Consider the following 24163-nt stretch of genomic DNA (forward strand, 5'->3'; position numbering starts at 1 on the left):
TTGTTTCCGCGGTGGGCTCGGGCGATGGCCAGTAGGTTCTTGCGAGCCCGGGCGGCCCGGGGGCGGGCGCGCGGGCCCGCCGCGCCCCCCCCCCCCCCCCCCCCCCCCCCCCCGCCGAGGAGACCGAAAACGCTCAGCGGAGGAAGGGATCCACCGCGACCGCCACGAACAGCAGCGACACATAGGTGATGGACCAGTGGAACAGCCGCATCTCCTTGAGCTGGCCGCCCGTCGCCTCGCCCTTGGCGCGGTTCTGCAGCCCGTGCGCCTCCCACAGCCACCAGCCGCCGGCCACCAGCGCGACCGACGTGTAGAACCAGCCGGTGTAGCCGAGCGGGGTGAGCAGCAGCGAGACGCCGACCATCACCCAGCTGTAGAGGACGATCTGGCGGGCGACCACCTTGTTGGAGGCGACGACCGGCAGCATCGGCACGCCGACGCGCGCGTAGTCGGCGCGCACCTTCATCGACAGCGGCCAGTAGTGCGGCGGCGTCCAGAAGAACATCACCAGGAAGAGGACGACCGGGGCCCAGGACATCGAGTCGGTCACCGCCGACCAGCCGATGAGGACAGGCATGCAGCCGGCGATGCCGCCCCAGACGATGTTCTGCGACGTACGGCGCTTGAGGATCATCGTGTAGACGACGACGTAGAAGAGGAGGGCGCCGAGAGCGAGCCAGGCCGAGAGCCAGTTGACCGTCAGGCCGAACAGAAGGGTGGAGACCAGGGCGAGCGAGAGACCGAAGGCGAGGCATTCGCGCGGGCTGACCATGCCGGTGACCAGGGGCCGCTGCGAGGTGCGGTCCATCAGCGCGTCGATGTCGCGGTCGATGTACATGTTGAGCGCGTTTGCGCCGCCCGCCGACAGGTACCCGCCGAGGCAGGTGAGCAGCACCAGCTTGAGGTCGGGCACCCCCTGCTGGGCCAGGAACATCACCGGGACCGTGGTGATCAGCAGTAGCTCGATGATCCGTGGCTTCGTCAGCGCAACGAACGCCATGACACGGGCCCCGAACGGCCGGTGGGTCGGACTGTTGCTCGTCCCGAGCACACCCGGTGGACGGGATTCGACGGCCGTCACGTACACCCCTGACAGAGACATCCCAGCAAGCCTCGGGGTGTGAACTCCCCGTAAAGGCTCGCGCGTACCACGCCACTGTAGACGTTGCCCATACCCCGACATTCGCGGGGGTGGGGTCGTGTTGGAAGGCGTCGCACCAGGGACGCTGCGAGGCACTCGCGACGGGCGCGACGAGGTTCGATTGAGTACTCGGACGAGTGGCTCCGTATTCACTTGCCGAATGCGGAACGGACCGGTCGGGAGGCGGATTCCGGCGAGTCCCGGCAGTCTGGAATGACTCGAAAAAACGCACGTACCTACGGGGGTAGGCTCGACAACGGCCGGTGGGCGCACGCGCGCCGGTATTCAACATGTGGACCATGTGGAGAGGAGCCCTGACCCAGGGTGAGCACCAAGCCGACCACCACAGACCTCGAGTGGACCGAGTTGGACCAGCGGGCCGTGGACACCGCCCGCGTCCTGGCCGCCGATGCCGTACAGAAGGTCGGTAACGGCCATCCCGGTACGGCGATGAGCCTGGCGCCTGTCGCGTACACCCTCTTTCAGAAGGTGATGCGGCATGACCCGGCGGACCCCGACTGGACCGGACGCGACCGCTTCGTGCTGTCCGCGGGCCACTCGTCCCTGACTCTCTACACACAGCTGTACCTGGCCGGTTTCGGCCTGGAGCTGGACGATCTGAAGGCCTTCAGGACGTGGGGCAGCAGGACGCCCGGCCACCCCGAGTACGGGCACACCCCCGGCGTGGAGACGACGACGGGCCCGCTGGGCCAGGGTGTCGCCAACGCGGTGGGCATGGCGATGGCCACCCGTTACGAGCGCGGCCTGTTCGACCCGGACGCCCCCCAGGGTGAATCCCCGTTCGACCACTTCATCTTCGCGATCGCCGGTGACGGCTGCCTCCAGGAGGGCATCTCCGCCGAGGCGTCCTCGATGGCGGGTCACCAGAAGCTCGGCAACCTGATCCTGCTGTGGGACGACAACCACATCTCGATCGAGGGCGACACGGAGACCGCGGTCTCCGAGGACACGGTGAAGCGGTACGAGGCGTACGGCTGGCATGTGCAGCGCGTGGCCCCGAAGCCGGACGGCGACCTCGACCCGCACGCCATCTACAACGCGATCGAGGCCGCCAAGGCGGTAACGGACAAGCCGTCGTTCATCGCGATGCGCTCGATCATCGCCTGGCCGGCCCCGCACGCGCAGAACACCGAGGCCGCGCACGGCTCGGCGCTCGGCGACGACGAGGTCGCGGCCACCAAGCGCGTCCTCGGCTTCGACCCGGAGAAGACCTTCGAGGTCGCCGACGAGGTCCTCGCGCACACCCGCGAGGCCCTGGACCGCGGCCGTGAGGCCAGGGGCGAGTGGGAGAAGGGCTTCGCGGCCTGGCGTACCGCCAGTCCCGAGCGCGCCGCCGAGTTCGACCGCATCGCCGCGGGTGAGCTGCCCGAGGGCTGGCAGTCGCACCTCCCGGTGTTCGAGGCGGGCAAGGGTGTCGCCACGCGCGCCGCGTCCGGCAAGGTCCTTCAGGCGCTGGGTGCGGTGATCCCCGAGCTGTGGGGCGGCTCCGCCGACCTGGCCGGCTCGAACAACACGACCATCGACAAGACGAGTTCCTTCCTGCCGGCGGACAACCCGCTGCCGGAGGCGAACCCGTACGGCCGCACGATCCACTTCGGCATCCGCGAGCACTCGATGGCCGCCGAGATGAACGGCATCGCGCTGCACGGCAACACCCGTGTCTACGGCGGCACCTTCCTGGTGTTCTCCGACTACATGCGTAACGCCGTCCGTCTCTCGGCCCTCATGCACGCGCCGGTGACGTACGTGTGGACGCACGACTCGATCGGCCTCGGCGAGGACGGCCCGACCCACCAGCCGGTCGAGCACCTCGCCTCGCTGCGCGCGATCCCCGGTCTGAACGTGGTCCGTCCCGCGGACGCCAACGAGACCACCATCGCCTGGCGCGAGGTCCTCAAGCGCTACACCAAGGTGTTCGGCAAGGGCGCCCCGCACGGCCTCGCGCTGACCCGCCAGGGCGTGCCGACGTACGAGCCCAACGAGGATGCCGCCAAGGGCGGTTACGTGCTCTTCGAGGCCGACGGCGGTTCGCCCGAGGTCATCCTCATCGGCACCGGCTCCGAGGTGCACGTCGCCGTCGAGGCGCGTGAGCAGCTCCAGGCCGAGGGCATCCCGACGCGGGTTGTGTCCATGCCGTGCGTGGAGTGGTTCGACGAGCAGGACCAGGGGTACCGGGACAGCGTTCTGCCGCCTTCGGTGCGGGCGCGGGTCTCGGTCGAGGCCGGTATCGGTCTCACCTGGCACCGGTTCGTCGGAGACGCGGGGCGCATTGTTTCGCTGGAGCACTTCGGTGCTTCGGCCGATGGCAAGGTGCTCTTCCGCGAATTCGGTTTCACTGCCGAGAACGTCGCATCCGCCGCCCGGGAATCGATCGCCGCAGCTCAGCGCTGACGCTGATATACGACACGTAGGAGATGCAATTTCCATGACAGACGCACTCAAGCGCCTCTCCGAAGAAGGCGTCGCGATCTGGCTGGACGACCTGTCGCGCAAGCGGATCACGTCCGGCAATCTCGCCGAACTCATCGACCAGCAGCACGTCGTGGGCGTCACCACCAACCCGTCGATCTTCCAGAAGGCGATCGCCGGCGGCGACGGCTACGAGCAGCAGCTCACCGAGCTCGCCACCCGCAAGGTCACCGTCGAAGAGGCCATCCGCATGATCACGACGGCGGACGTCCGTGACGCCGCCGACATCCTGCACCCGGTCTTCGACGCGACGCAGGGCCAGGACGGGCGGGTCTCGATCGAGGTCGACCCGCGGCTGGCCAACAACACGCAGGCGACCATCGCCGAGGCCAAGCAGCTGGCCTGGCTGGTGGACCGCCCCAACACCCTCATCAAGATCCCGGCGACCCCGGCGGGCCTGCCCGCCATCACCGAGGTCATCGGCAAGGGCATCAGCGTCAACGTGACGTTGATCTTCTCGCTCGCGCGTTACCGCGAGGTGATGGACGCCTACCTCGCGGGCCTGGAGAAGGCCAAGGCCGCCGGCCTCGACCTCTCCAAGATCCACTCGGTGGCTTCCTTCTTCGTGTCCCGCGTGGACACCGAGATCGACAAGCGGCTGGACGCCCTGGGCACCCCGGAGGCCAAGGCCGCGCGCGGCAAGGCGGGCCTGGCCAACGCTCGGCTCGCGTACGAGGCGTACGAGGAGGTCTTCTCCTCCGACCGCTGGGCCGCCCTCGACAAGGCGCAGGCCAACAAGCAGCGTCCGCTGTGGGCCTCCACCGGCGTCAAGGACAAGGCGTACAAGGACACCCTGTACGTCGACGAGCTGGTCGCGCCGAACACGGTGAACACGATGCCGGAGGCCACGCTCGAGGCCACCGAGGACCACGGTCAGATCACCGGCAACACGATCGCCGGTACGTACGAGCAGTCCCGCGCCGAACTCGACGCCGTCGAGAAGCTCGGGATCTCGTACGACGACGTGGTCCAGCTCCTGGAGGACGAGGGCGTCGAGAAGTTCGCGTCGTCCTGGAACGACCTGCTCAAGTCGACAGAGGCAGAGCTCCAGCGCCTCGCCCCTTCGGAGGGCTGAAACCTTGTCAAGCAGCAACCCGCTGCGTGACCCCGCAGACCGACGGCTCCCGCGTATCGCGGGGCCGTCGGGCCTGGTCATCTTCGGCGTCACGGGCGATTTGTCACGTAAAAAGCTGATGCCCGCGGTGTACGACCTCGCCAACCGGGGTCTGTTGCCGCCAGGCTTCTCCCTCGTCGGCTTCGCCCGGCGCGAGTGGGCCGACGAGGACTTCGCGCAGGAGGTCCACGACGCGGTCAAGGAACACGCGCGCACGCCCTTCCGCGAGGAGGTCTGGCAGCAGCTCGTCCAGGGCATGCGCTTCGTGCAGGGCACCTTCGACGACGACGACTCCTTCGAGCGGCTGCGTTCCACGATCGAGGACCTGGACAAGGCACAGGGCACGGGCGGCAACTTCGCCTTCTACCTCTCCGTGCCGCCGTCCGCCTTCCCGGTGGTCATCAAGCAGCTGAAGAAGCACCGCCTGGCCGACCAGCCGAACGGCTCCTGGCGCCGCGCGGTCATCGAGAAGCCCTTCGGTCACGACCTCAAGTCGGCCGAGGAGCTCAACTCCACCGTCGAGGACGTCTTCGCCCCTGACCAGGTCTTCCGTATCGACCACTACCTCGGCAAGGAGACCGTCCAGAACATCCTGGCGCTCCGCTTCGCCAACCAGATGTTCGAGCCGATCTGGAACCGGTCGTATGTCGACCACATCCAGATCACGATGGCCGAGGACATCGGCATCGGCGGCCGGGCCGGCTACTACGACGGCATCGGCGCCGCCCGTGACGTCATCCAGAACCACCTGCTCCAGCTGATGGCGCTCACCGCGATGGAGGAGCCCGCCTCCTTCGACGCGGACGCGCTCGCCGCCGAGAAGACCAAGGTGCTCGGGGCCGTGAAGCTGCCGAAGGACCTGGGCAGGAACACGGTCCGCGGTCAGTACGCGGAAGGCTGGCAGGGCGGCGAGAAGGCCGTCGGCTACCTCCAGGAAGACGGCATCGACCCCAAGTCGAAGACCGACACCTACGCGGCGATCAAGGTGGAGGTGGACAACCGCCGCTGGGCCGGGGTCCCCTTCTACCTCCGCACCGGCAAGCGTCTTGGCCGCCGCGTCACCGAGATCGCGGTGGTCTTCCAGCGCGCCCCGCACTCCCCCTTCGACCACACGGCGACCGAGGAGCTGGGCCAGAACGCGATCGTCATCCGCGTCCAGCCCGACGAGGGCATCACGGTCCGCTTCGGCTCCAAGGTCCCCGGCACCTCCATGGAGATCCGGGACGTCTCGATGGACTTCGCGTACGGCGAGTCCTTCACGGAGTCGAGCCCCGAGGCGTACGAGCGCCTGATCCTGGACGTCCTGCTGGGTGACTCCAACCTCTTCCCGCGCACCGAGGAGGTCGAGCTGTCCTGGAAGATCCTCGACCCGATCGAGCGGTACTGGGACAAGCACGGCACGCCCGCGCAGTACCCCTCGGGCACATGGGGCCCCGTCGAGGCGGACGAAATGCTGGAGCGAGACGGACGGAGCTGGCGGCGCCCATGAAAATAGACCTCACGGACACCACCGCCAGCAAGATCAACAAGGCGCTCGTGCAGGGCCGCCGGGCCATCGGCTCCCCCGCCGTCGGCATGGTGCTCACCCTCGTCATCGTCACCGACGAGGAGAACGCCTACGACGCCCTGCGGGCGGCCAACGACGCCTCCCGCGAGCACCCCTCGCGCACCCTCGTGGTCGTCAAGCGCGTCTCCCGCTCGCCGCGCGACCGCACCAAGTCGCGCCTCGACGCCGAGGTACGGGTCGGTGCGGACGCGGGCACCGGTGAGACGGTCGTCCTGCGGCTCTACGGCGAGGTCGCCGACCACGCCCAGTCCGTCGCGCTCCCGCTACTCCTGCCGGACGCCCCGGTGGTGGTCTGGTGGCCGGTGGGCTCCCCGCGCGACCCGGCGAAGGACCCGCTGGGGGCCCTTGGCCAGCGCCGGGTCACCGACAGTTACTCCGCGGTGAAGCCCGTCGACGAACTGCGCACCCGCGCCGAGAACTACGAACCGGGCGACACCGACCTGGCATGGGCCCGCATCACGCCCTGGCGCTCCATGCTGGCCGCCGCCCTCGACCAGGTGGACTGCGAGGTCATCTCCGCGGAGGTGACGGGCGAGGAGTTCAACCCGAGTGTCGAACTGCTCGCCATGTGGCTCGCCGACCGACTGCACGTACACGTGCGGCGCGGTGTCTCCGCCGGCCCCGGGCTGACCCATGTGCGCCTGGAGACGACCGGTGGTCCTGTCGCGCTGCAGCGGCCGGACGGAGCGATGGCCACCCTGACGCTGGAGGGCCAGCCGGACCGCGTGGTGGCGCTCAAGCGCCGCGAGACCTCCGAGCTGATGGCGGAGGAACTGCGCCGCCTCGATCCGGACGACACATACGCGTCGGCACTGCGGTTCGGGGTGGACCGGCTGGGAGGCGCTCCGTCGACGACGGACAAGTCTGCGCTGCCCACCCGGACTCCGGCGTCCGCCGTGGCCGACTCGGCTTCGAGGACGCCCTCCGCCGCGGCAGCGGCCGGCAACCGCCCGACTCCGGCGCAGATGCCGCCGGCCAAGGGGACGGCCGCCAAGTGAGCACTCCCCAACTGGTCGTCCACCGCGACAAGGAACTGATGGCCGAGGCCGCAGCGGCCCGGCTGATCACGAAGATCGTGGACGCGCAGGCCTCTCGCGGCTCCGCCTCGATCGTGCTCACGGGCGGCCGCAATGGCAACGGGCTCCTGGCGGCGCTGAGTTCGGCCCCCGCCCGGGACGCCGTCGACTGGGCCCGCCTCGATCTGTGGTGGGGCGACGAGCGGTTCCTGCCCGAGGGTGACCCGGAACGCAATGACACGCAGGCCCGTGCCGCGCTCCTGGACTCCGTGCCACTGGATCCCGCCCGGGTGCATCCGATGCCCGCCTCGGACGGCCCGTACGGCTCGGACGTGGAGGCCGCGGCGGAGGCGTACGCGGCAGCTCTCGCGAAGGCGGCCGGCCCTGAGAACCACGGCTCGGTCCCGACCTTCGACGTGCTGATGCTGGGTGTCGGACCCGACACCCACGTGGCCTCACTCTTCCCCGAGCTGCCGGCGGTACGGGAGACCGAACGGACCGTGGTCGGCGTCCACGGCGCCCCGAAGCCTCCGCCGACCCGGATCTCCCTCACACTCCCCGCGATCCGCTCCGCACGCGAGGTGTGGCTGCTCGCAGCGGGCGAGGACAAGGCCGAGGCTGCGGCGATCGCCCTGTCCGGCGCGGGCGAGGTACAGGCCCCGGCGGCCGGCGCCCGGGGCCGCTCCCGCACCCTGTGGCTCCTGGACGCGGCAGCGGCTTCCCAGCTGCCACGGTCGCTGTATCCGCCGGCTTCGGCGTAGGGGTCCGACTCCACAAAACGCCGGACGGGCTGGAGATTTCCAGCCCGTCCGGCGTTTGAGGACGAGGCCGTTCAGGCCGAAGCGGGGGTCTGGGGGCGGCAGCCTCCAGAAACGGGACGGGCAGGGGCGGAGGGGGCGAACAAACCCACCGCCCACCCGGCTAACGCCCCCGCAGCTCCCGGTACTTGGCCACCAGTGCCGTCGTCGACGCGTCGAGCCCCGGCACGTCGGCCCCCTCGGTCAGCGCCGGCTCCACCCGCTTGGCGAGCACCTTGCCGAGCTCGACCCCCCACTGGTCGAAGGAATCGATGTTCCAGACGGCACCCTGGACGAACACCTTGTGTTCGTAGAGGGCGATCAACTGCCCCAGCACCGAAGGCGTCAGCTCACGCGCGAGGATCGTCGTCGTCGGATGGTTCCCCAGAAACGTCTTGTGCGGCACCAACTCCTCGGGCACCCCCTCCGCCCGCACCTCGTCCGGCGTCTTGCCGAAAGCCAGCGCCTGCGTCTGCGCGAAGAAGTTCGCCATCAGCAGGTCGTGCTGCGCGACCAGACCGGGCAGCAGGTCGGCGACGGGCTCGGCGAAGCCGATGAAGTCGGCCGGGATCAGCTTCGTGCCCTGGTGGATGAGCTGGTAGTACGCGTGCTGCCCGTTGGTGCCGGGCGTGCCCCATACGACAGGGCCCGTCTCCCACTCCACGGGAAGTCCGTCCCGGTCCACGGACTTGCCGTTGGACTCCATGTCCAGCTGCTGCAAGTAGGCGGTGAACTTGGACAGGTAGTGCGAGTACGGCAGCACCGCGTGCGACTGGGCGTCGTGGAAGTTGCCGTACCAGATGCCCAACAGGCCGAGCAGCAAAGGCACGTTGGACTCGGCGGGTGCGGTGCGGAAGTGTTCGTCCACGAGCCTGAACCCGTCGAGCATCGACCGGAACTGGTCGGGCCCGATGGCGATCATCAGCGAGAGACCGATCGCCGAGTCGAACGAGTACCGCCCGCCGACCCAGTCCCAGAACTCGAACATGTTGGCCGTGTCGATGCCGAAGTCCGACACCTTCTCCGCGTTGGTCGACAGCGCCACGAAGTGCTTGGCGACGGCTTCCTGACCGGCCTTCAGCTCGGTCAGCAGCCAGTTCCTCGCCGAGGTCGCGTTGGTGATCGTCTCGATCGTGGTGAACGTCTTCGAGGCGATGATGAACAGCGTCTCGGCCGGGTCCAGGTCCCGTACGGCCTCGTGCAGGTCGGCGCCGTCCACGTTCGACACGAAGCGGACCGTGAGGCCGCGGTCGGTGAAGGAGCGCAGCACCTCGTACGCCATCGCCGGGCCGAGGTCGGAGCCGCCGATACCGATGTTCACGATGTTCTTGATGCGCTTGCCGGTGTGGCCGGTCCACTCGCCGGAGCGGACGCGCTCCGCGAAGCCGGCCATCTTGTCGAGCACGGCGTGCACCGCCGGTACGACGTTCTCGCCGTCGACCTCGATGACCGCGTCGCGCGGGGCACGCAGGGCGGTGTGCAGCACCGCCCGGTCCTCGGTCGTGTTGATCTTCTCGCCACGGAACATGGCGTCCCGCAGCCCGAAGACGTCGGTCGCCGCGGCCAGCTCGCGCAGCAGCCTCAGCGTCTCGTCGGTGACCAGGTGCTTGGAGTAGTCGACGTGCAGATCGCCGACCTCAAGGGTGTATCCGCCACCGCGCCCGGGATCTGCGGCGAAAAGATCGCGCAGGTGGGTCTCCGCGAGCTCCTCGCGGTGCTCGGCCAGCGCGGTCCACTCGGGCGTCTGGTTGAGCCTGGAACGGCTTTCTGCGTTCATCTCGGACTTCCGCCTTCTTCCTGCCTGTGCTGCTGCGTACCTTGCCCCGCTGCCGGTCCCAACCTAATTGATCAGGGCTTGACGTGAGCTGTCGTAGCACCGTCGTCCGGCTCAACAACAGATACGTCCGGCAGACACCCGGGTATCAGCGAAATGACGGCGAGAGCGAACAGCGCGGCCGCGAACAGCGCCGGCCCGTTCAGCCCGTACGCGCCCGCCACGGCGCCTCCCAGCAGGGCACCGACCGGCGCTCCCGATGTCGAGGCCGTACGGAACGCGGAGCTGATGCGACCCACCATGGAGTCGGGGCTGCGCTGCTGCATGAGCGTGACCTGGTTGACGTTCCACACCAGGTTCATCGCTCCGAGCAGTGCCATGCCCACGACGACGGCGCCCAGGTGGCGGACGGTGCCCATGAGCAGCAGCGCCGCGGTCTGGACGCATCCGCCCAGGAGCAGGCTGCCGACCCGGCCTGCCCGGCGCGCCAGCCAGGGGGCCAGCGCTCCTCCGGCCAGGCTGCCGACGGAGAAGGCGGTCATCACGGCCGCGTACTGCGCGTTTCCCGCGTGCAGCCAGCCCGTCACGTGCAGGACGAGGGTGGCGATCAGCGCGCCCATGCCGATGTTGCACAGGAGGGTGGCCACGCACATCGTCCGCAGTACCCGGTCGTCCCACAGGGCGCGCAGCCCTGCGGCTGTCTCGGCACGCAGGGTGCTCCCGGCCGGACGCGGCTCCCGCTCGGGCAGCCGTATCCGCAGGGAGGCCACCAGCGCGGCCGCCAGCAGATAGGTGACCGCGTCGGCCGCGAAGGGCATCGCGGCGCCGGCCACCAGCAGGAGTGGCACGAGTGGACTGGCCAGCAGACCGCCGGCGAGCTGCTGCCCGGTCATCAGCCGGGCGTTGGCGCTGCCCAGCTCGGCGCGGGCCACCAGGGACGGCAACAGGGCCGTGGAGGCGTTGTCGAAGAGCGTCTGGAGGGTGGTCAGGGTGAAGGCGAGTGCGATCAGCAGGACGATCGAGGCGTGCCCCAGCCCGACGGCGAGGGCGAAGCAGGCGACCAGCGTGCCCCGTACGGCGTCCACGGCCCACATCGCCCGCCGCTGATCGACCCGGTCGGCGATCGCCCCGCCCAGCAGGCCGAAGAGGAGCCAGGGCAGATAACCGCAGGCTGTGACGGAGGCGATGACGAAGGGATCGTCGGTGAGGTGCACGGCGAGCAACGGCAGCGCGGCGGTCCGCAGCGCATCGCCGAACCGCGACACCACAGCCGCGGTCCACAGCCGCCCGAATCCCCCGCGCCACGCGGGCGCCCGTACTCCCGCCGACTCTGTCGCCGTCACAACGCCCCCTTCGGTTCCGCCACTTCAGGAACCGTAGAGGGCACCACTGACAATCGATCCGCTGACGATCGGTCTCGGGGCATGACGAGCGAGCCGCAGGTGCGTCTCGTCGGACCCTGCGCGTGATACAGCTCCGGCCAGGCACCCGAAGGCACCCGGCCGGTTCTCAACCCCTAGATCTCGCCCCGCAGTTTGGCGAGCGCCTCGGCCAGGATCGCCTCGCCGTCCGCGTCGCTGCGCCGCTCCCGTACATACGCGAGGTGCGTCTTGTACGGCTCGGTGCGCGGCGGGTCCGGCGGGTTGTCCCGGTCCTGTCCGGCGGGAAAGCCGCAGCGCGGGCAGTCCCAGGTCTCGGGAACCTGCGCGTCGCTGGCGAAGCTGGGCACCGTCTCGTGCCCGTTGGAGCACCAGAAGGAGATGCGCAGCCGCGGCGCGGACTCGCCACGCTCGGCCTCGCCCATCGGCCCCGCCCCGACCCGGCTTCCTCGGATCGCGTTGCCACTTGCCACGGTCGTAACTCCCTGCGTAATGGTGCCGCGAAGCGAGTCGGCGTGACGCTTCGCTGCGAGCGCCTCAGTCTACGTAAGGCCCAACGCGCGTCCAGTGACTGGAGTTACACCCCCGCCCCTAGACGCAAGCCCCATGATAGGTCGCGATTTCCGTCGCGTACCGAACATGGGGCCTTACGTGCGCAAAGTGCGTGCGTAATGTGCAGTTGTACCGATGTGCGCCGGCCGATGTCGGCCGTCGGTCAGTTGTTGACCTTCATGTCGGTCAGTTGTTGACCTTCATCAGGATGCCGAGCGTGACAATGCACGCGAACCAGAGCAGACCGACCACCACGGTGATGCGGTCGAGGTTGCGCTCGGCGACCGAGGAGCCACCGACGGACGACTGCATGCCGCCACCGAACATGTCGGAGAGGCCGCCGCCCTTGCCCTTGTGCATCAGCACCAGCAGCATCAACAGGCCACTGAAGACGATCAGGGCGATCGAGAACCCCAAAACCACGGCTGGACCAACTTCCTCGGATCTGGACGGACGACGGGGGCCGGGTGGCTGCCCACCTGGCCCCCGCAAGGGTACGACGGATCGTCGCTACCGCATACTCGCGGCCGCGAGTACGCGGCTCACTGCTCCCGGAAACGGACGATCTTGACGAACTCGTCGGCGTCCAGGGAGGCACCGCCGACCAGCGCGCCGTCGATGTCGGGCTTCGCCATGATCTCCGCGACGTTCCCGGACTTCACCGAGCCGCCGTACTGGATACGGACGGCGTCGGCCACTTCCTGCGAGTACAGCTCGGCGAGCTTGCCGCGGATCGCCGCGCAGACCTCCTGGGCGTCGTCGGCGCCGCAGACCTTGCCGGTGCCGATGGCCCAGACGGGCTCGTACGCGATCACGATCGTCTCGGCCTGCTCGGCGGGGAGGTCCTTGAGACCGCCCTCGACCTGGCTGAGCGTGTGTGTGACGTGATTGCCCGCCTCGCGGACGTCCAGCTCCTCGCCGACGCACAGGATCGGGGTGAGGCCGTGCTTGAAGGCGGCCTTCACCTTGGCGTTGACGAGCTCGTCGGTCTCGTGGTGGTACTGGCGGCGCTCGGAGTGGCCGATCGCCACGTACGTGCACTTCAGCTTGGCCAGTATCGAGCCGGAGATCTCGCCGGTGTAGGCACCGGAGTCGTGCGCCGAGATGTCCTGGGCGCCGTACTTGATCTTGAGTTTGTCGCCGTCGACGAGGGTCTGCACGGAGCGCAGGTCGGTGAAGGGCGGCAGGACGGCGACCTCACAGGCCTCGTAGTCCTTGTCGGCCAGGGCGAAAGCGAGCTTCTGGACGTGGGCGATGGCCTCGAGGTGGTTGAGGTTCATCTTCCAGTTGCCCGCCATCAGCGGCGTGCGCCCAGAGGAAATAGATGGAGCCATGTAGGTCAGTCCTCCAGTGCGGCGAGGCCGGGGAGCGTCTTGCCCTCGAGGTATTCGAGGGAGGCGCCGCCGCCGGTCGAAATGTGGCCGAATGCCGTCTCGTCGAAGCCCAGGATGCGGACGGCCGCGGCGGAGTCGCCACCGCCGACGACCGTGAAGGCCGGGGAGTCGAGAAGGGCCTGGGCAACCGTCTTGGTGCCCTCGGCGTAGTCGGGGTGCTCGAAGACGCCCATGGGACCGTTCCAGAAAACAGTGGCGGCGTCGGCGAGCTTCGAGGCGTACAGGGCACCGGTCTCGGGACCGATGTCGAGACCCATCTGGTCGGCCGGGATGGCGTCCGCGGCGACGATGGTGGGGTTGGACGGGGCCTTGGTCTTCAGGTCGGGGAACCCGGCCGCGACCACGACGTCGACGGGGACGATCAGTTCGACGCCGTTCTTCTCGGCGCGCTCGACGTACTCGGTGACGGCGGGCAGCTGGTCGTCCTGGACCAGGGAGGCGCCGATCTCGTAGCCCTTGGCCTTGAGGAAGGTGAAGGCCATTCCGCCGCCGATGAGGATGCGGTCGGCCTTGCCGAGCAGCTGGTCGATGACGGCGAGCTTGTCGGAGACCTTCGAGCCGCCGAGCGCGACCACGTAGGGGCGCTTGACGTCCTCGGTGAGCTTCTTCAGGACGCCGACCTCGGTGGCGATGAGGTACCCCGCGTAGTGCGGAAGGCGTGCCGGGAGGTCGTACACGGAGGCGTGCTTACGGTGCACCGCACCGAAACCGTCGCCCACGTAGACGTCCGCCAGGGCCGCGAGCTGGTCGGCGAACTCGCCGCGCTCGACGTCGTCCTTGGAGGTCTCGCCCGGGTTGAAGCGCAGGTTCTCGATGACCGCGACCTGGCCGGGCTGCAGGCCGTTCACCGCGTCGTGCGCGGCGGGGCCGACCGTGTCCTGGGCGAACGCGACCGCGGCGCCGAGGAGTTCGGCGAGCCGTTCGGCGGGCTGCAGCAGGGAGAACGCCGGGTCCGGGGCGCCCTTGGGGCGGCCCAGGTGCGAGGCGACGACCACCTTGGCGCCCGCGTCCGCGAGGGCCTTGACGGTCGGCAGGACGGCGCGGATGCGGCCGTCGTCGGTGATGAGGCCGTCGGCCAGCGGAACGTTCAGGTCGGCGCGGACGAAGACCCGCTTGCCGTCCACGCCTTCGGCGAGAAGTTCGTCGATCGTCTTCATGAAAGGGGCTCCTAGGGGGCTCTTCGGATCGGAGAGGGCTGATCGATCACTACGTAGCACAGGGCTCGGGCAGCGCGTGCGCTGCCCGAGCCCTGGCTCACATCGAGTTGCCTGCTCCGGGACTTAGAGCTGGCCGCCGACGAAGACCGTGAGGTCGACGAGGCGGTTGGAGTAGCCCCACTCGTTGTCGTACCAGCCGAGGATCTTCACCGTGTTGCCCTCCTGGACCATGGTCAGAAGGGAGTCGAAGGTGCAGGATGCCTGGTCGCCGACGATGTCCGAGGAGACGATCGGGTCCTCGGTGTAGGACAGGTAGCCCTTCAGGTCGCCGTCGTCGGCGGCCTTCTTGAACGCGGCGTTGACCTCGTCCTTGGTGACCTCGCGCTGCAGCGTCACGACGAGGTCGGTGGCGGAACCGGTCGGGACCGGGACGCGCATCGCGATGCCGTCGAGCTTGCCCTTGAGCTGCGGGAGGACCAGGGCGGTGGCCTTGGCGGCACCCGTCGTGGTCGGGATGATGTTCTCGGCGGCGGCGCGGGCGCGGCGCAGGTCCGAGTGCGGGAAGTCCAGGATGCGCTGGTCGTTCGTGTACGCGTGGACCGTCGTCATCAGGCCCTTGACGATGCCGAAGTTCTCGTCGAGAACCTTGGCCATCGGCGCCACACAGTTGGTGGTGCAGGAGGCGTTGGAGATGACGTGGTGGTTGGCCGCGTCGTACTTGTCCTGGTTGACGCCCATCACGATGGTGATGTCCTCGTCCTTGGCCGGAGCCGAGATGAGGACCTTCTTGGCGCCGCCCGCGATGTGCTTCTCGGCGTCGGCCTTCTTGGTGAAGATGCCGGTCGACTCGATGACGATGTCGACGCCCAGCTCACCCCACGGGATGTCGGAGGGGTTGCGCTCCGACAGCACCTTGATGGTGTGGCCGTCGACGGTGATCGTGTCGGCGGTGTGCGACACCTCGGCCTGGAGGCGGCCCAGGATGGTGTCGTACTTCAGAAGATGAGCGGTGGTCGCGGTGTCACCAAGGTCGTTGACAGCCACGATCTCGATGTCAGCACCCTGCTTCAGCAGCGCGCGGAAGTAGTTACGACCGATGCGGCCAAAGCCGTTGATGCCTACGCGGATCGTCACGAACCGATCTCCTCGTTGGTACGCCGGCTCAGATGCCGGCGAGTTGTATGGGATGTCCCCGACCGCCTACGACCCTACCTCCCTGAGGCGCCCGGGGTGACATCGAGATGCCCCATACACAGCAGGGCGGCCCGTACCCGCCAGTAGGGGTACGGACCACCCTGCGTGTTCACGCGACTGTCACACGGGGTCAGCTGCGCAGTGCCGCGAGCGCCTTCCCGATGAGGGCCGTGCGGTCGGCCGCCGCGGTGACGTGCTCCAGGCCGAAGCCCAGCAGCACGGTGTCGTCCGTGGTGACCGCTCCGTACGTCTTGAAGAGCTCACCGGAGAGCCCCCAGTCCTTGATGACCGCGGGGCTGCCCGCGGGCGGTCCGGGAACGCTCCAGGCGCCGAGCGAGGCCTCGAAGCCCTCGACCGCGCCGGCCGTGCCGCCGATGACGACGGTGGCGTTGTCGGCGAGGACGCCGTGGCCGCCCGAGCCCGGGTCGGTGATGTAGCTCAGCGACACCTCGACCGTCTTGCCGGCGTACGCGGAGAGGTCGAAGTCGACCTGCTGCCATCCGTCGGAGGCTCCGGTGAAGCTGTTCCAGGACCCGCTGGTGCCGGTGGGTGTGCAGGCGGTCGAGCCCAGCGTCAGATAGCGCTTGAGGGCCGGGTGCGCCTTGATGAAGTACCCGGCCTCGCACTCGACGGGTACGGCCGTGCTGGTGGCGCCGCCCTTGTCGGGGAGGGTCGTCCAGTCGTCGGCCCCCACCGTGTGGGCTTCGAGCACGGCGTGGTCGTAGGCCTCCTCGGTGTCCCACAGGAGCTGGGTGCGCAGGGTGGGCGCGTCGGCCGCGCTCACTCCGGTGAGGTCGATGGTGCGGGTGAGCCGGTTCCAGGCGTAGTCGGAGTGGGTGACGGCCGCCATGGACGTGCCTTCGTAGGGGCCGTACGGATTGACGGTCCCCGGGTACTGTCCTGCTCCCGCGCTCGTGAACTGGGGGAACGTGGCAGCGGGCAGGTTGTCCGAGGTGACGCTGTACGACCCCGCCGCGTTGAGCGGGTTGCCGGGCGCGCCGGCGAGTGCTCCGGTGGTGCCGGCAAGCGCTCCGGAGCCGGTGAAGGCGGTGGCGCCGGGAATGCTCGTGCGGGAGTAGGCACCCAGGTAGTACTGGCTGAAGTCGTTCGTCAGGGCGCCCGGAAGGGCGACGCTGCCGCCCGCCTGCTCGCCCGCCTCGATCAGCTTGCCGCCCTCGTTGAGGTAGGCGCGCAGCTGGAGCTGGGTGGTGTAGCCGGGCCGGTCGGCGCCGGTGTAGTGGACAACCGTGTCGAAGTGGCCGAGCACGCCGAGCGCGTCGGGTGCGCCCTGCGTGGCGACGTCCCAGACGAGGGGCTTGCGGCCGTTGGCCTTGAGCGCGTCGACGTACGTCTGGGCCTGGGCGGCTGCGGTGGTCTCCTCGGCGACGACGAGGGTGTCGGCGCGCGGCCGTTCGGCGATGGTGTAGGTGAAGTGCTCGCTGGAGGTGGGCTTTCCGCTCTTCGTCTCTCCGGTGAACCAGATCTCCACCTTGTCGCCCGGCTCGCCGTCCTGGACGAGGGCGCGGTACTCGTCGAAGTAGAGGTTGTCCTCGCCCCCGAAGGTCTCGCCGCCCTTCCACGGCGTGAGCGCCTGGTCCCACGTACGGCCGCCGTTGACGCGGTACTTGAGCTCCTTGTCGCGCACGGACTTCCGTGCGACGACGGAGATCTCCTGGTCGGCGCCGCGCGAGTACGAGGTGGGGAAGGCGGCGGGCGTGAAGTCGGCCGCTTCGAGACCGAGCGAGGAGGACGTCTGGTCGGGGTGAGCGGCGCTCTCGGCGACGGAGAGCGCGAACGGGATGTTCTTCGCGAACTCCTGCTGGATCAGCTTCTCGTCGTCCGGGAAGGTGAAGACCGAAGCGCAGTCCGCGGCGTTCCAGGCGTCGTTCGGGTCGAGGTTCGACGCTGTCTGGCAGGTCGACATCTCGGGCGTGTACATCGCCAGGCCGTTGACGTTGGAGGCGTGGCCGTCGGCCTCACCGTTCGTCGTGTAGAGCTCGGAGGAGACCTGCGGGCGGTAACCGGGGATCGCGGGGTTCTCGGGCGTACCGGCAAGGGCCTCGTACAGCACGTCGTCCGGGCTCGGGGTCGCCACCTGCCAGCCGACTCCGTAGAGGATCAACTCGGCCGCGGAGTGGTAGTTGATGCCGTACGTGAAGCCGATGCGCTTCTCGAAGGCGTCGAGCGCCTTGGTCTCGGGCTCGGAGCCGGGGCTCGCGCCGCGGTAGGTCTCACTGGTGGGGTTGGGGGACGAACCCTCGTTGTCGTAACCCCACTTGTAGGCGAAGTTGCGGTTGAGGTCGACGCCGTCGCCGGTGGTGATGACACCGTCGCCGTTCACGTCACGCAGGTTCTTGCGCCACTGGCGCTCGCCTGCGGGGTCGAACGTGTAGTCGTATCCGTCGGGGTTGGCGGAGATGACGAACCACAGCTCGGTCGTGTCGACGATCTTCTTTATGCGCTTGTCCGTCGAATAGTTGTCCAGGTAGTAGTGCATCAGACGCCGCGTCATCTCGGGCGTGATCCACTCACGGGCGTGCTGGTTGGACAGGTACAGCACGGCCGGCTTGGCGCCGTCCTTGGTCTTCGTGGCGCCCTTGGTCAGCTTGAGCGCCAGGATGTCCTGCCCCTGGAGGGTCTTCCCGATGGAGACGACCTTGGTGAGGTCAGGGTTCGCCTGACCGGTCTTGACGATCTCCTCCTGGATGTTGCCCGCTCCGCTGTACGGGCGGTACACACCGTCCGCGGCAGCCGCGACGCGCTCCTCCGCCTTCGCCGAGATCTGGTACTCGGTGAGGTCGACGCCCTTGTCCTCCAGTTGCCCCGCCTGCTTGTCGGTGAGGTAGACCTCGACCTGGGCGGTGCCCTTCGCCGGGACCTGCTCACTGAGTTCGTGGGCGTCCTGACCGGCCGCCAGCAGCAGGGGTACCTGCTGCTGGGTGACGTCGGCGTGGAACACCTTGACGGCGTCCGCACCCGGGTCGGCCGAACCGCCGCCCTCCGCCTGAGCGATGGGCGCCAGGCTCGCCCCGCCCAGCATGAGTGCAGCTATGGCGAGGATCGATCTCGCTCTTCGTCTCATGAGCCCCCCTTGCATGTGTCCGCACATCTGTGCGCAGACGTCAGGCTGGTCACCCTCCATGATCATGTCAAGACGGCCTCAAGGACCGGCAAAACGCCGCTGGTGCCGGACTCGGCACCAGCGGCGTCACTCGTGAACGACGGGCTCGGGCAGCCCAGTTGTCCGCGGAAGACCCAGAACACCGATCCGTCCGCCGACAGTCGGACCGCTCGTACGTCCGTGCGGGTCGAGGCGGGCGGGTTTGTCGGTGCGGGTCGAGGCGGACGGCCACGCCTACGACTCAGACGGCCATGTTGTCCGCCATCTCCTCGGTGAGGTTCGACTCCGTCCCGGGGATGCCGAGGTCCTGGGCCCGCTTGTCGGCCATCGCCAGCAGGCGGCGGATACGGCCCGCCACCGCGTCCTTGGTCAGCGGCGGGTCGGCGAGCGCGCCCAGTTCCTCCAGGGAGGCCTGCTTGTGGTCCATGCGCAGCCGGCCGGCGGCCGCGAGGTGCTCCGGCACCTCGTCGGCGAGGATCTCCAGGGCTCGCTGCACCCGGGCCCCGGCGGCGACGGCGGCGCGGGCCGAGCGGCGCAGGTTGGCGTCGTCGAAGTTCGCGAGCCGGTTCGCCGTGGCGCGGACCTCGCGGCGCATCCGCCGCTCCTCCCAGGCCAGCACCGACTCATGGGCGCCGAGGCGGGTGAGCAGCGCCCCGATCGCGTCGCCGTCCCGTACGACCACACGGTCCACGCCACGAACCTCGCGTGCCTTGCTCGCGATCTGGAGCCTGCGCGCCGCCCCGACCAGGGCGAGCGCCGCCTCGGGGCCGGGGCAGGTCACCTCCAGGGAGGACGAGCGGCCCGGCTCGGTGAGTGAGCCGTGCGCCAGGAACGCCCCGCGCCAGGCCGCCTCCGCGTCGCAGGTGGCCCCTGAGACCACCTGCGGGGGCAGCCCGCGGATCGGGCGGCCCCTGCCGTCGACGAGCCCCGTCTGCCGGGCCAGCTGGTCGCCGCCCGCGACGACGCGCACGACATAGCGGGAGCCGCGGCGCAGGCCGCCGGGTGCCATCACGATCAGTTCGGAGCTGTGGCCGAAGATCTCCAGAATGTCGCGCTTCAGCCGGCGCGCCGCCATCGCGGTGTCCAGTTCCGCCTCGATCACAATCCGGCCGCTCACCAGGTGGAGGCCGCCGGCGAACCGCAGAATGGCGGAGACCTCCGCCTTTCTGCAGCAGGTCCGGGTGACGGGGAGCCGGGAAATCTCATCCTTCACCGCTGCCGTCATCGCCATGGGCCGATCCTTCCATGCATCCGAAAAATACGGTCGTACGCGGCGGCCAACAGCTCCGGGTCGTGCCTCGGGCTACCGTCGGTCCTGGCGACCGGCGCCAACTCGACCGCGGCGCCGAGCCGCTTGGCGGCATCGGTGAGCAAGTCGCGGTCGGGCACGGCGGCCTCGTCGGCCAGCACCACGTCCAGGGCGAGTTTAGGGGCGTGTCGTCCCAAAACCTCCAAATGACGCTGCGGTGAGAAGCCATCGGTTTCTCCGGGCTGCGGCGCGAGGTTCAGGGAGAGCACCCGGCGGGCCTTCGTCTGGATGAGCGCGTCGAGCAGTTCGGGCACGAGCAGGTGCGGAATCACCGAGGAGAACCAGGAGCCGGGACCGAGCACCACCCAGTCCGCGTCCAGGACCGCCGCGACGGCCTCGGGGACGGCCGGCGGGTCGTTCGGCACGACGTGCACGGACTGCACCTCGCCTGGTGTGAGCGCCACGGTGGCCTGGCCGCGCACGGTGTCGACGTCGTCGGGCCGGTCCGGGTCGTGTCCCTTGACCAGGGCCTGGAGCTCCAGAGGCACGGCGGACATGGGCAGCACGCGGCCGTGCGCGCCCAGCAGTCTGCCGACCAGGTCCAGCGCCTGGACATGATCGCCGAGCTGCTCCCACAGGGCGACGATCAGCAGATTGCCCACCGCGTGCTCGTGCAGGTCGCCCTTGGACTGGAAGCGGTGCTGGATGACCCGGGCCCAGGTCTGACCCCAGTCGTCGTCGCCGCAGAGCGCGGCCAGGGCCTTGCGCAGGTCACCGGGCGGGAGCACGCCCAGCTCGTCGCGCAGGCGCCCACTGGAGCCGCCGTCGTCGGCCACGGTGACGACGGCCGTGAGGTCGCCGGTGATCCGGCGCAGCGCGGTAAGCGAGGCGGACAGGCCCATGCCGCCGCCCAGGGCGACGACCTTGGGCTGGGCGCCACGGCGGCGCGGTTTGCCACCGCGCGCCACGACGGGCTTGCCGCCCTGGCCCTCGGCGGCCACCCGGCGCAGCCTGCTCAGCCGCAGAGCGGCGCGTCCGGTCACTCGCGACCCATGTCCCGGTGCACGACCACGGTCTCCACGCCCTGCGAGACGAGGCGGGCGGCGAGCTTCTCGGCGGTGGCGACCGAGCGGTGCTTGCCGCCCGTGCAGCCGACCGCGATGGTCACGTATCGCTTGCCCTCACGGCGGTATCCGGCCGCGATGAGCTGGAGCAGCTCGGCATAGCGGTCGATGAACTCCTTGGCGCCGGGCTGGTTGAAGACGTACGCCGAGACCTCTTCGTTGAGGCCGTTGAAGGGGCGCAGCTCCGGAACCCAGTGCGGGTTGGGCAGGAAGCGCATGTCCACCACCAGGTCGGCGTCGACCGGCAGGCCGTACTTGAAGCCGAAGGACATCACGGTGGCCCGCAGCTCGGGCTCCTCCTCGCCCGCGAACTGGGCGTCCATCTTGGCGCGCAGCTCGTGCACGTTCAGGCTGGAGGTGTCGATCACCAGGTCGGCGTCGCCGCGCAGCTCGCGCAGCAGTTCACGCTCGGCGTCGATGCCGTCGACGATGCGGCCGTCTCCCTGCAGGGGGTGCGGGCGGCGTACCGACTCGAAGCGGCGCACCAGAGCCTCGTCCGAGGATTCCAGGAAGACGATCCGCCGGGTGACGTTCTTGGACGCCAGGTCGGCGAGCGACTCGCGGAGGTTGTCGAAGAAGCGGCGGCCGCGTACGTCGACGACGACCGCGATTCTCGCCACATTGCCCTGGGAGCGGGCGCCGAGCTCCACCATGGTGGGGATCAGCGCGGGCGGCAGGTTGTCGACGACGAACCAGCCGAGGTCCTCCAGACACTTGGCCGCCGTCGACCGTCCGGCACCGGACATCCCAGAGATGATCACCAGCTCGGGGATGGCGGCTTCGGGCACCGCGACCGTCTCCATCGTCGTGCTCTCCTGTGCGCTGTCAGCGGCGTCCGTACCGCCGTCGGGCTGTGCTGGGTCTTGACCGCCGTCGGGCTGTGTCAGCCGCTCTGGAGCGTCGCCGGTCACCGGTTGGTGTTCCTGACCGGCTCCGGTCAGCGGTTCGTGTTCTTGGCGTTCGTGCTCGCTCATGTCTCCTGCCCCCGTCGCTTGTCCGAGGCGCCCGCGGGTACGGGCTCCTCCGGGGAGCTCGCCGTCGTTTCGGGCGCCCCGTATTCCTCGTCTTCCATGATCTCTCCAGTCGCCATGTTCACGGCGGGGGCGACCGGGGCCGCCTGGGCCAGGGCCACGGCGATCGTCTCGGCCGTTTTACGGCCTATGCCGGGAACCTCGCAGATCTGGTCGATTGTCGCGGATCGCAGCTTCTTCACCGAACCGAAGTACTTGATCAGCGCCTGTTTACGCGTCTCGCCGAGCCCCGGTACATCGTCGAGTGGGCCCGACCTGAAGCGCTTGGCCCGCTTGGCGCGCTGGTAGGTGATCGCGAAGCGGTGCGCCTCGTCACGGACCCGCTGGAGCAGGTACAGGCCCTCGCTGGTGCGGGGCAGGACCACCGGGTCGTCCTCGCCCGGCAGCCACACCTCCTCCAGCCGCTTGGCAAGGCCGCATACGGCGATGTCGTCGATGCCGAGTTCGTCGAGAGCCTTCTTGGCGGCCGCGACCTGGGGCCGGCCGCCGTCGACGACGACGAGCTGCGGGGGGTAGGCGAAGCGCTTGGGGCGTCCGTCGTCCTCGGTGAGCGCGCTCTCGCCGTCCGCCCACTCCCCCGTCTTCTCCTTCTCGGCGATGTAGCGCTTGAAGCGGCGGGCGATCACCTCGTGCATGGACCGGACGTCGTCCTGCCCCTCGCCGTGCCAGACCTGTGTGTCTCCGACACGGCCCTTGATCTGGAAGCGCCGGTACTCGCTCTTGCGCTGAAGGCCGTCCTCGAAGACGACCATCGACGCCACGACGTCGTCGCCCTGGAGGTGGGAGATGTCGTAGCACTCGATCCGCAACGGCGCGCTGTCCAGATCGAGGGCCTCGGCGATCTCCTCCAACGCGCGCGAGCGGGTGGTCAGGTCGGAGGCGCGCTTGGTCTTGTGCAGGACGAGGGACTGCTGCGCGTTGCGACGCACCGTCTCCATGAGCGCCTTCTTGTCGCCGCGCTGCGGGATGCGCAGCGAAACGTGCGACCCGCGGCGCTCGGTCAGCCACGCCTGGACGGGCTCCGCAGGGTCGGGCAGCGCCGGGACGAGCACTTCCTTGGGGACGGAGTCGCCCGTCTCCTCGCCGTAGAGCTGCTGGATCGCGTGTTCGACGAGATCACCGGTGGTGACGGCCTCCACCTTGTCCGTGACCCAGCCGCGCTGGCCACGGACGCGTCCGCCGCGTACGTGGAAGATCTGCACGGCCGCTTCCAGCTCGTCCTCCGCGACGGCGACCAGGTCGGCGTCGGTCGCGTCCGCGAGCACGACCGCGCTCTTCTCCATGGCCTTCTTCAGGGCCTCGACGTCGTCGCGCAAACGGGCCGCCCGCTCGTACTCCATCTCGTCGGCCGCGTCCGTCATCTGCTGTTCGAGGCGACGGATGTACGTCCCCGTACGCCCGGCCATGAAGTCGCAGAACTCCTCGGCCAGATCACGGTGTTCGTCGGCGGAGACACGCCCGACGCAGGGGGCGGAGCACTTGCCGATGTAGCCGAGAAGGCAGGGGCGGCCGGTGCGGACGGCGTTCTTGAAGACGCCGGCGGAGCAGGTGCGCACGGGGAAGACGCGCAGCAGCAGGTCCACGGTGTCGCGGATCGCCCAGGCGTGTCCGTAGGGGCCGAAGTAGCGCACGCCCTTGCGTTTGTGGCCGCGCATCACCTGCACGCGCGGGAACTCCTCGTTCATGGTCACCGCGAGGTACGGATAGCTCTTGTCGTCGCGATACTTGACGTTGAACCGGGGGTCGAACTCCTTGATCCAGGAGTACTCCAGCTGAAGCGCCTCGACCTCCGTCGACACGACCGTCCACTCCACCGACGCGGCGGTGGTGACCATGGTGCGGGTGCGCGGGTGGAGGCCGGCCAGGTCCTGGAAGTAGTTGGCCAGGCGCTGGCGCAGGCTTTTCGCCTTCCCGACGTAGATCACCCGGCGGTGCTCGTCGCGGAATTTGTACACCCCGGGAGAGTCCGGGATCTGTCCCGGCTCGGGGCGGTAGCTGGAGGGGTCGGCCATGTCTCACACCCTACTGGCGGGGGCTGACACCGCGTCGTCCTCCCGGCTCCG

The 24163-nt window shown here is 69.2% G+C and carries 18 protein-coding genes; 5 read left to right on the top strand and 13 right to left on the bottom strand.

The annotated features are described in order from the left end of the window. Nucleotides 1-133: 133 nt before the first annotated feature. A complete protein-coding gene (locus tag ACFYPC_RS17720) occupies nucleotides 134-1102 on the bottom strand; it encodes a heme o synthase (protein WP_388676656.1) in 969 nt (322 codons plus the stop codon). Nucleotides 1103-1465: 363 nt separating this feature from the next. On the opposite strand from ACFYPC_RS17720, the gene tkt reads away from it, so the two are divergent. Genes tkt through pgl form a run of 5 tightly spaced genes read left to right on the top strand, consistent with a single transcriptional unit; the run spans nucleotide 1466 to nucleotide 8089 of the window. Next, nucleotides 1466-3553: a transketolase gene (gene tkt, locus ACFYPC_RS17725; RefSeq protein ID WP_388676658.1), complete on the top strand. Its 2088-nt coding sequence runs from the start codon at nucleotides 1466-1468 to the stop codon at nucleotides 3551-3553. A 34-nt stretch (nucleotides 3554-3587) separates the two neighbouring features. Continuing rightward, a complete protein-coding gene (gene tal, locus ACFYPC_RS17730) occupies nucleotides 3588-4706 on the top strand; it encodes a transaldolase (RefSeq protein WP_388676661.1) in 1119 nt (372 codons plus the stop codon). A gap of 4 nt (nucleotides 4707-4710) precedes the next feature. Beyond that, nucleotides 4711-6234 carry a glucose-6-phosphate dehydrogenase gene (gene zwf / locus ACFYPC_RS17735; RefSeq protein WP_388676664.1) on the top strand — a complete coding sequence of 508 codons (1524 nt, stop codon included), beginning with the start codon at nucleotides 4711-4713 and terminating at the stop codon, nucleotides 6232-6234. Further along, nucleotides 6231-7310 carry a glucose-6-phosphate dehydrogenase assembly protein OpcA gene (gene opcA / locus ACFYPC_RS17740; protein ID WP_388676667.1) on the top strand — a complete coding sequence of 360 codons (1080 nt, stop codon included), beginning with the start codon at nucleotides 6231-6233 and terminating at the stop codon, nucleotides 7308-7310. The genes zwf and opcA overlap by 4 nt, the downstream gene beginning before the upstream one ends. Beyond that, nucleotides 7307-8089, top strand: a complete 783-nt coding sequence (gene pgl / locus ACFYPC_RS17745) for a 6-phosphogluconolactonase (RefSeq protein WP_388676670.1) — start codon at nucleotides 7307-7309, stop codon at nucleotides 8087-8089. Before opcA ends, pgl begins: the two co-directional genes overlap by 4 nt. A 160-nt stretch (nucleotides 8090-8249) precedes the next feature. Here the strand turns inward: pgl and pgi are convergent, their stop codons facing one another. From pgi to uvrC, 12 genes are all read right to left on the bottom strand, one after another. Then, nucleotides 8250-9902: a glucose-6-phosphate isomerase gene (gene pgi, locus ACFYPC_RS17750; protein WP_388676672.1), complete on the bottom strand. Its 1653-nt coding sequence runs from the start codon at nucleotides 9900-9902 to the stop codon at nucleotides 8250-8252. A 71-nt stretch (nucleotides 9903-9973) separates the two neighbouring features. Further along, a complete protein-coding gene (locus tag ACFYPC_RS17755) occupies nucleotides 9974-11242 on the bottom strand; it encodes an MFS transporter (protein ID WP_388676675.1) in 1269 nt (422 codons plus the stop codon). A gap of 173 nt (nucleotides 11243-11415) precedes the next feature. Then, nucleotides 11416-11751 (bottom strand): RNA polymerase-binding protein RbpA, encoded by a 336-nt coding sequence (locus ACFYPC_RS17760; protein WP_078615979.1) that lies wholly within the window; start codon nucleotides 11749-11751, stop codon nucleotides 11416-11418. A 265-nt stretch (nucleotides 11752-12016) separates the two neighbouring features. Then, a complete protein-coding gene (gene secG, locus ACFYPC_RS17765) occupies nucleotides 12017-12247 on the bottom strand; it encodes a preprotein translocase subunit SecG (protein ID WP_383682287.1) in 231 nt (76 codons plus the stop codon). Nucleotides 12248-12372: 125 nt separating this feature from the next. Continuing rightward, entirely contained in the window at nucleotides 12373-13128 is a 756-nt protein-coding gene (gene tpiA, locus ACFYPC_RS17770; RefSeq protein WP_388677288.1) for a triose-phosphate isomerase, read from the bottom strand. Nucleotides 13129-13169: 41 nt separating this feature from the next. Next, nucleotides 13170-14381 carry a phosphoglycerate kinase gene (locus ACFYPC_RS17775; RefSeq protein ID WP_388676678.1) on the bottom strand — a complete coding sequence of 404 codons (1212 nt, stop codon included), beginning with the start codon at nucleotides 14379-14381 and terminating at the stop codon, nucleotides 13170-13172. Between the two features lie 123 nt (nucleotides 14382-14504). Further along, nucleotides 14505-15515: a type I glyceraldehyde-3-phosphate dehydrogenase gene (gap, locus tag ACFYPC_RS17780; RefSeq protein ID WP_385737618.1), complete on the bottom strand. Its 1011-nt coding sequence runs from the start codon at nucleotides 15513-15515 to the stop codon at nucleotides 14505-14507. A gap of 190 nt (nucleotides 15516-15705) precedes the next feature. Continuing rightward, complete coding sequence (locus tag ACFYPC_RS17785) at nucleotides 15706-18657, bottom strand: M14 family zinc carboxypeptidase (RefSeq protein WP_388676681.1); 2952 nt, start codon at nucleotides 18655-18657, stop codon at nucleotides 15706-15708. A 280-nt stretch (nucleotides 18658-18937) separates the two neighbouring features. Then, the gene (gene whiA / locus ACFYPC_RS17790; RefSeq protein ID WP_365428073.1) at nucleotides 18938-19927 is read right to left on the bottom strand and encodes a DNA-binding protein WhiA; all 990 of its coding nucleotides are present in this window, start codon (nucleotides 19925-19927) and stop codon (nucleotides 18938-18940) included. Beyond that, nucleotides 19918-20988: a uridine diphosphate-N-acetylglucosamine-binding protein YvcK gene (yvcK, locus tag ACFYPC_RS17795; RefSeq protein WP_388676685.1), complete on the bottom strand. Its 1071-nt coding sequence runs from the start codon at nucleotides 20986-20988 to the stop codon at nucleotides 19918-19920. The genes whiA and yvcK overlap by 10 nt, the downstream gene beginning before the upstream one ends. Then, nucleotides 20985-22043 carry an RNase adapter RapZ gene (gene rapZ, locus ACFYPC_RS17800; RefSeq protein WP_388676688.1) on the bottom strand — a complete coding sequence of 353 codons (1059 nt, stop codon included), beginning with the start codon at nucleotides 22041-22043 and terminating at the stop codon, nucleotides 20985-20987. Before rapZ ends, yvcK begins: the two co-directional genes overlap by 4 nt. Continuing rightward, on the bottom strand, nucleotides 22040-24112 hold the full coding sequence (uvrC, locus tag ACFYPC_RS17805; protein WP_388676691.1) for an excinuclease ABC subunit UvrC: 2073 nt from the start codon (nucleotides 24110-24112) through the stop codon (nucleotides 22040-22042). The genes rapZ and uvrC overlap by 4 nt, the downstream gene beginning before the upstream one ends. Nucleotides 24113-24163 lie beyond the last annotated feature (51 nt).

This window comes from Streptomyces sp. NPDC005808 (assembly GCF_042871385.1).
In the GTDB taxonomy this organism is placed as follows: Bacteria; Actinomycetota; Actinomycetes; order Streptomycetales; family Streptomycetaceae; genus Streptomyces.

Bases quoted from the DNA above. Each gene is read 5' to 3' on its own strand.
- ACFYPC_RS17720 (WP_388676656.1), bottom strand. From the start codon at position 1,102: ATGTCTCTGTCAGGGGTGTACGTGACGGCCGTCGAATCCCGTCCACCG.
- tal (WP_388676661.1), top strand. From the start codon at position 3,588: ATGACAGACGCACTCAAGCGCCTCTCCGAAGAAGGCGTCGCGATCTGG.
- opcA (WP_388676667.1), top strand. From the start codon at position 6,231: ATGAAAATAGACCTCACGGACACCACCGCCAGCAAGATCAACAAGGCG.
- pgi (WP_388676672.1), bottom strand. From the start codon at position 9,902: ATGAACGCAGAAAGCCGTTCCAGGCTCAACCAGACGCCCGAGTGGACC.
- tpiA (WP_388677288.1), bottom strand. From the start codon at position 13,128: ATGGCGGGCAACTGGAAGATGAACCTCAACCACCTCGAGGCCATCGCC.
- ACFYPC_RS17775 (WP_388676678.1), bottom strand. From the start codon at position 14,381: ATGAAGACGATCGACGAACTTCTCGCCGAAGGCGTGGACGGCAAGCGG.
- ACFYPC_RS17785 (WP_388676681.1), bottom strand. From the start codon at position 18,657: ATGAGACGAAGAGCGAGATCGATCCTCGCCATAGCTGCACTCATGCTG.
- whiA (WP_365428073.1), bottom strand. From the start codon at position 19,927: ATGGCGATGACGGCAGCGGTGAAGGATGAGATTTCCCGGCTCCCCGTC.
- rapZ (WP_388676688.1), bottom strand. From the start codon at position 22,043: ATGAGCGAGCACGAACGCCAAGAACACGAACCGCTGACCGGAGCCGGT.
- uvrC (WP_388676691.1), bottom strand. From the start codon at position 24,112: ATGGCCGACCCCTCCAGCTACCGCCCCGAGCCGGGACAGATCCCGGAC.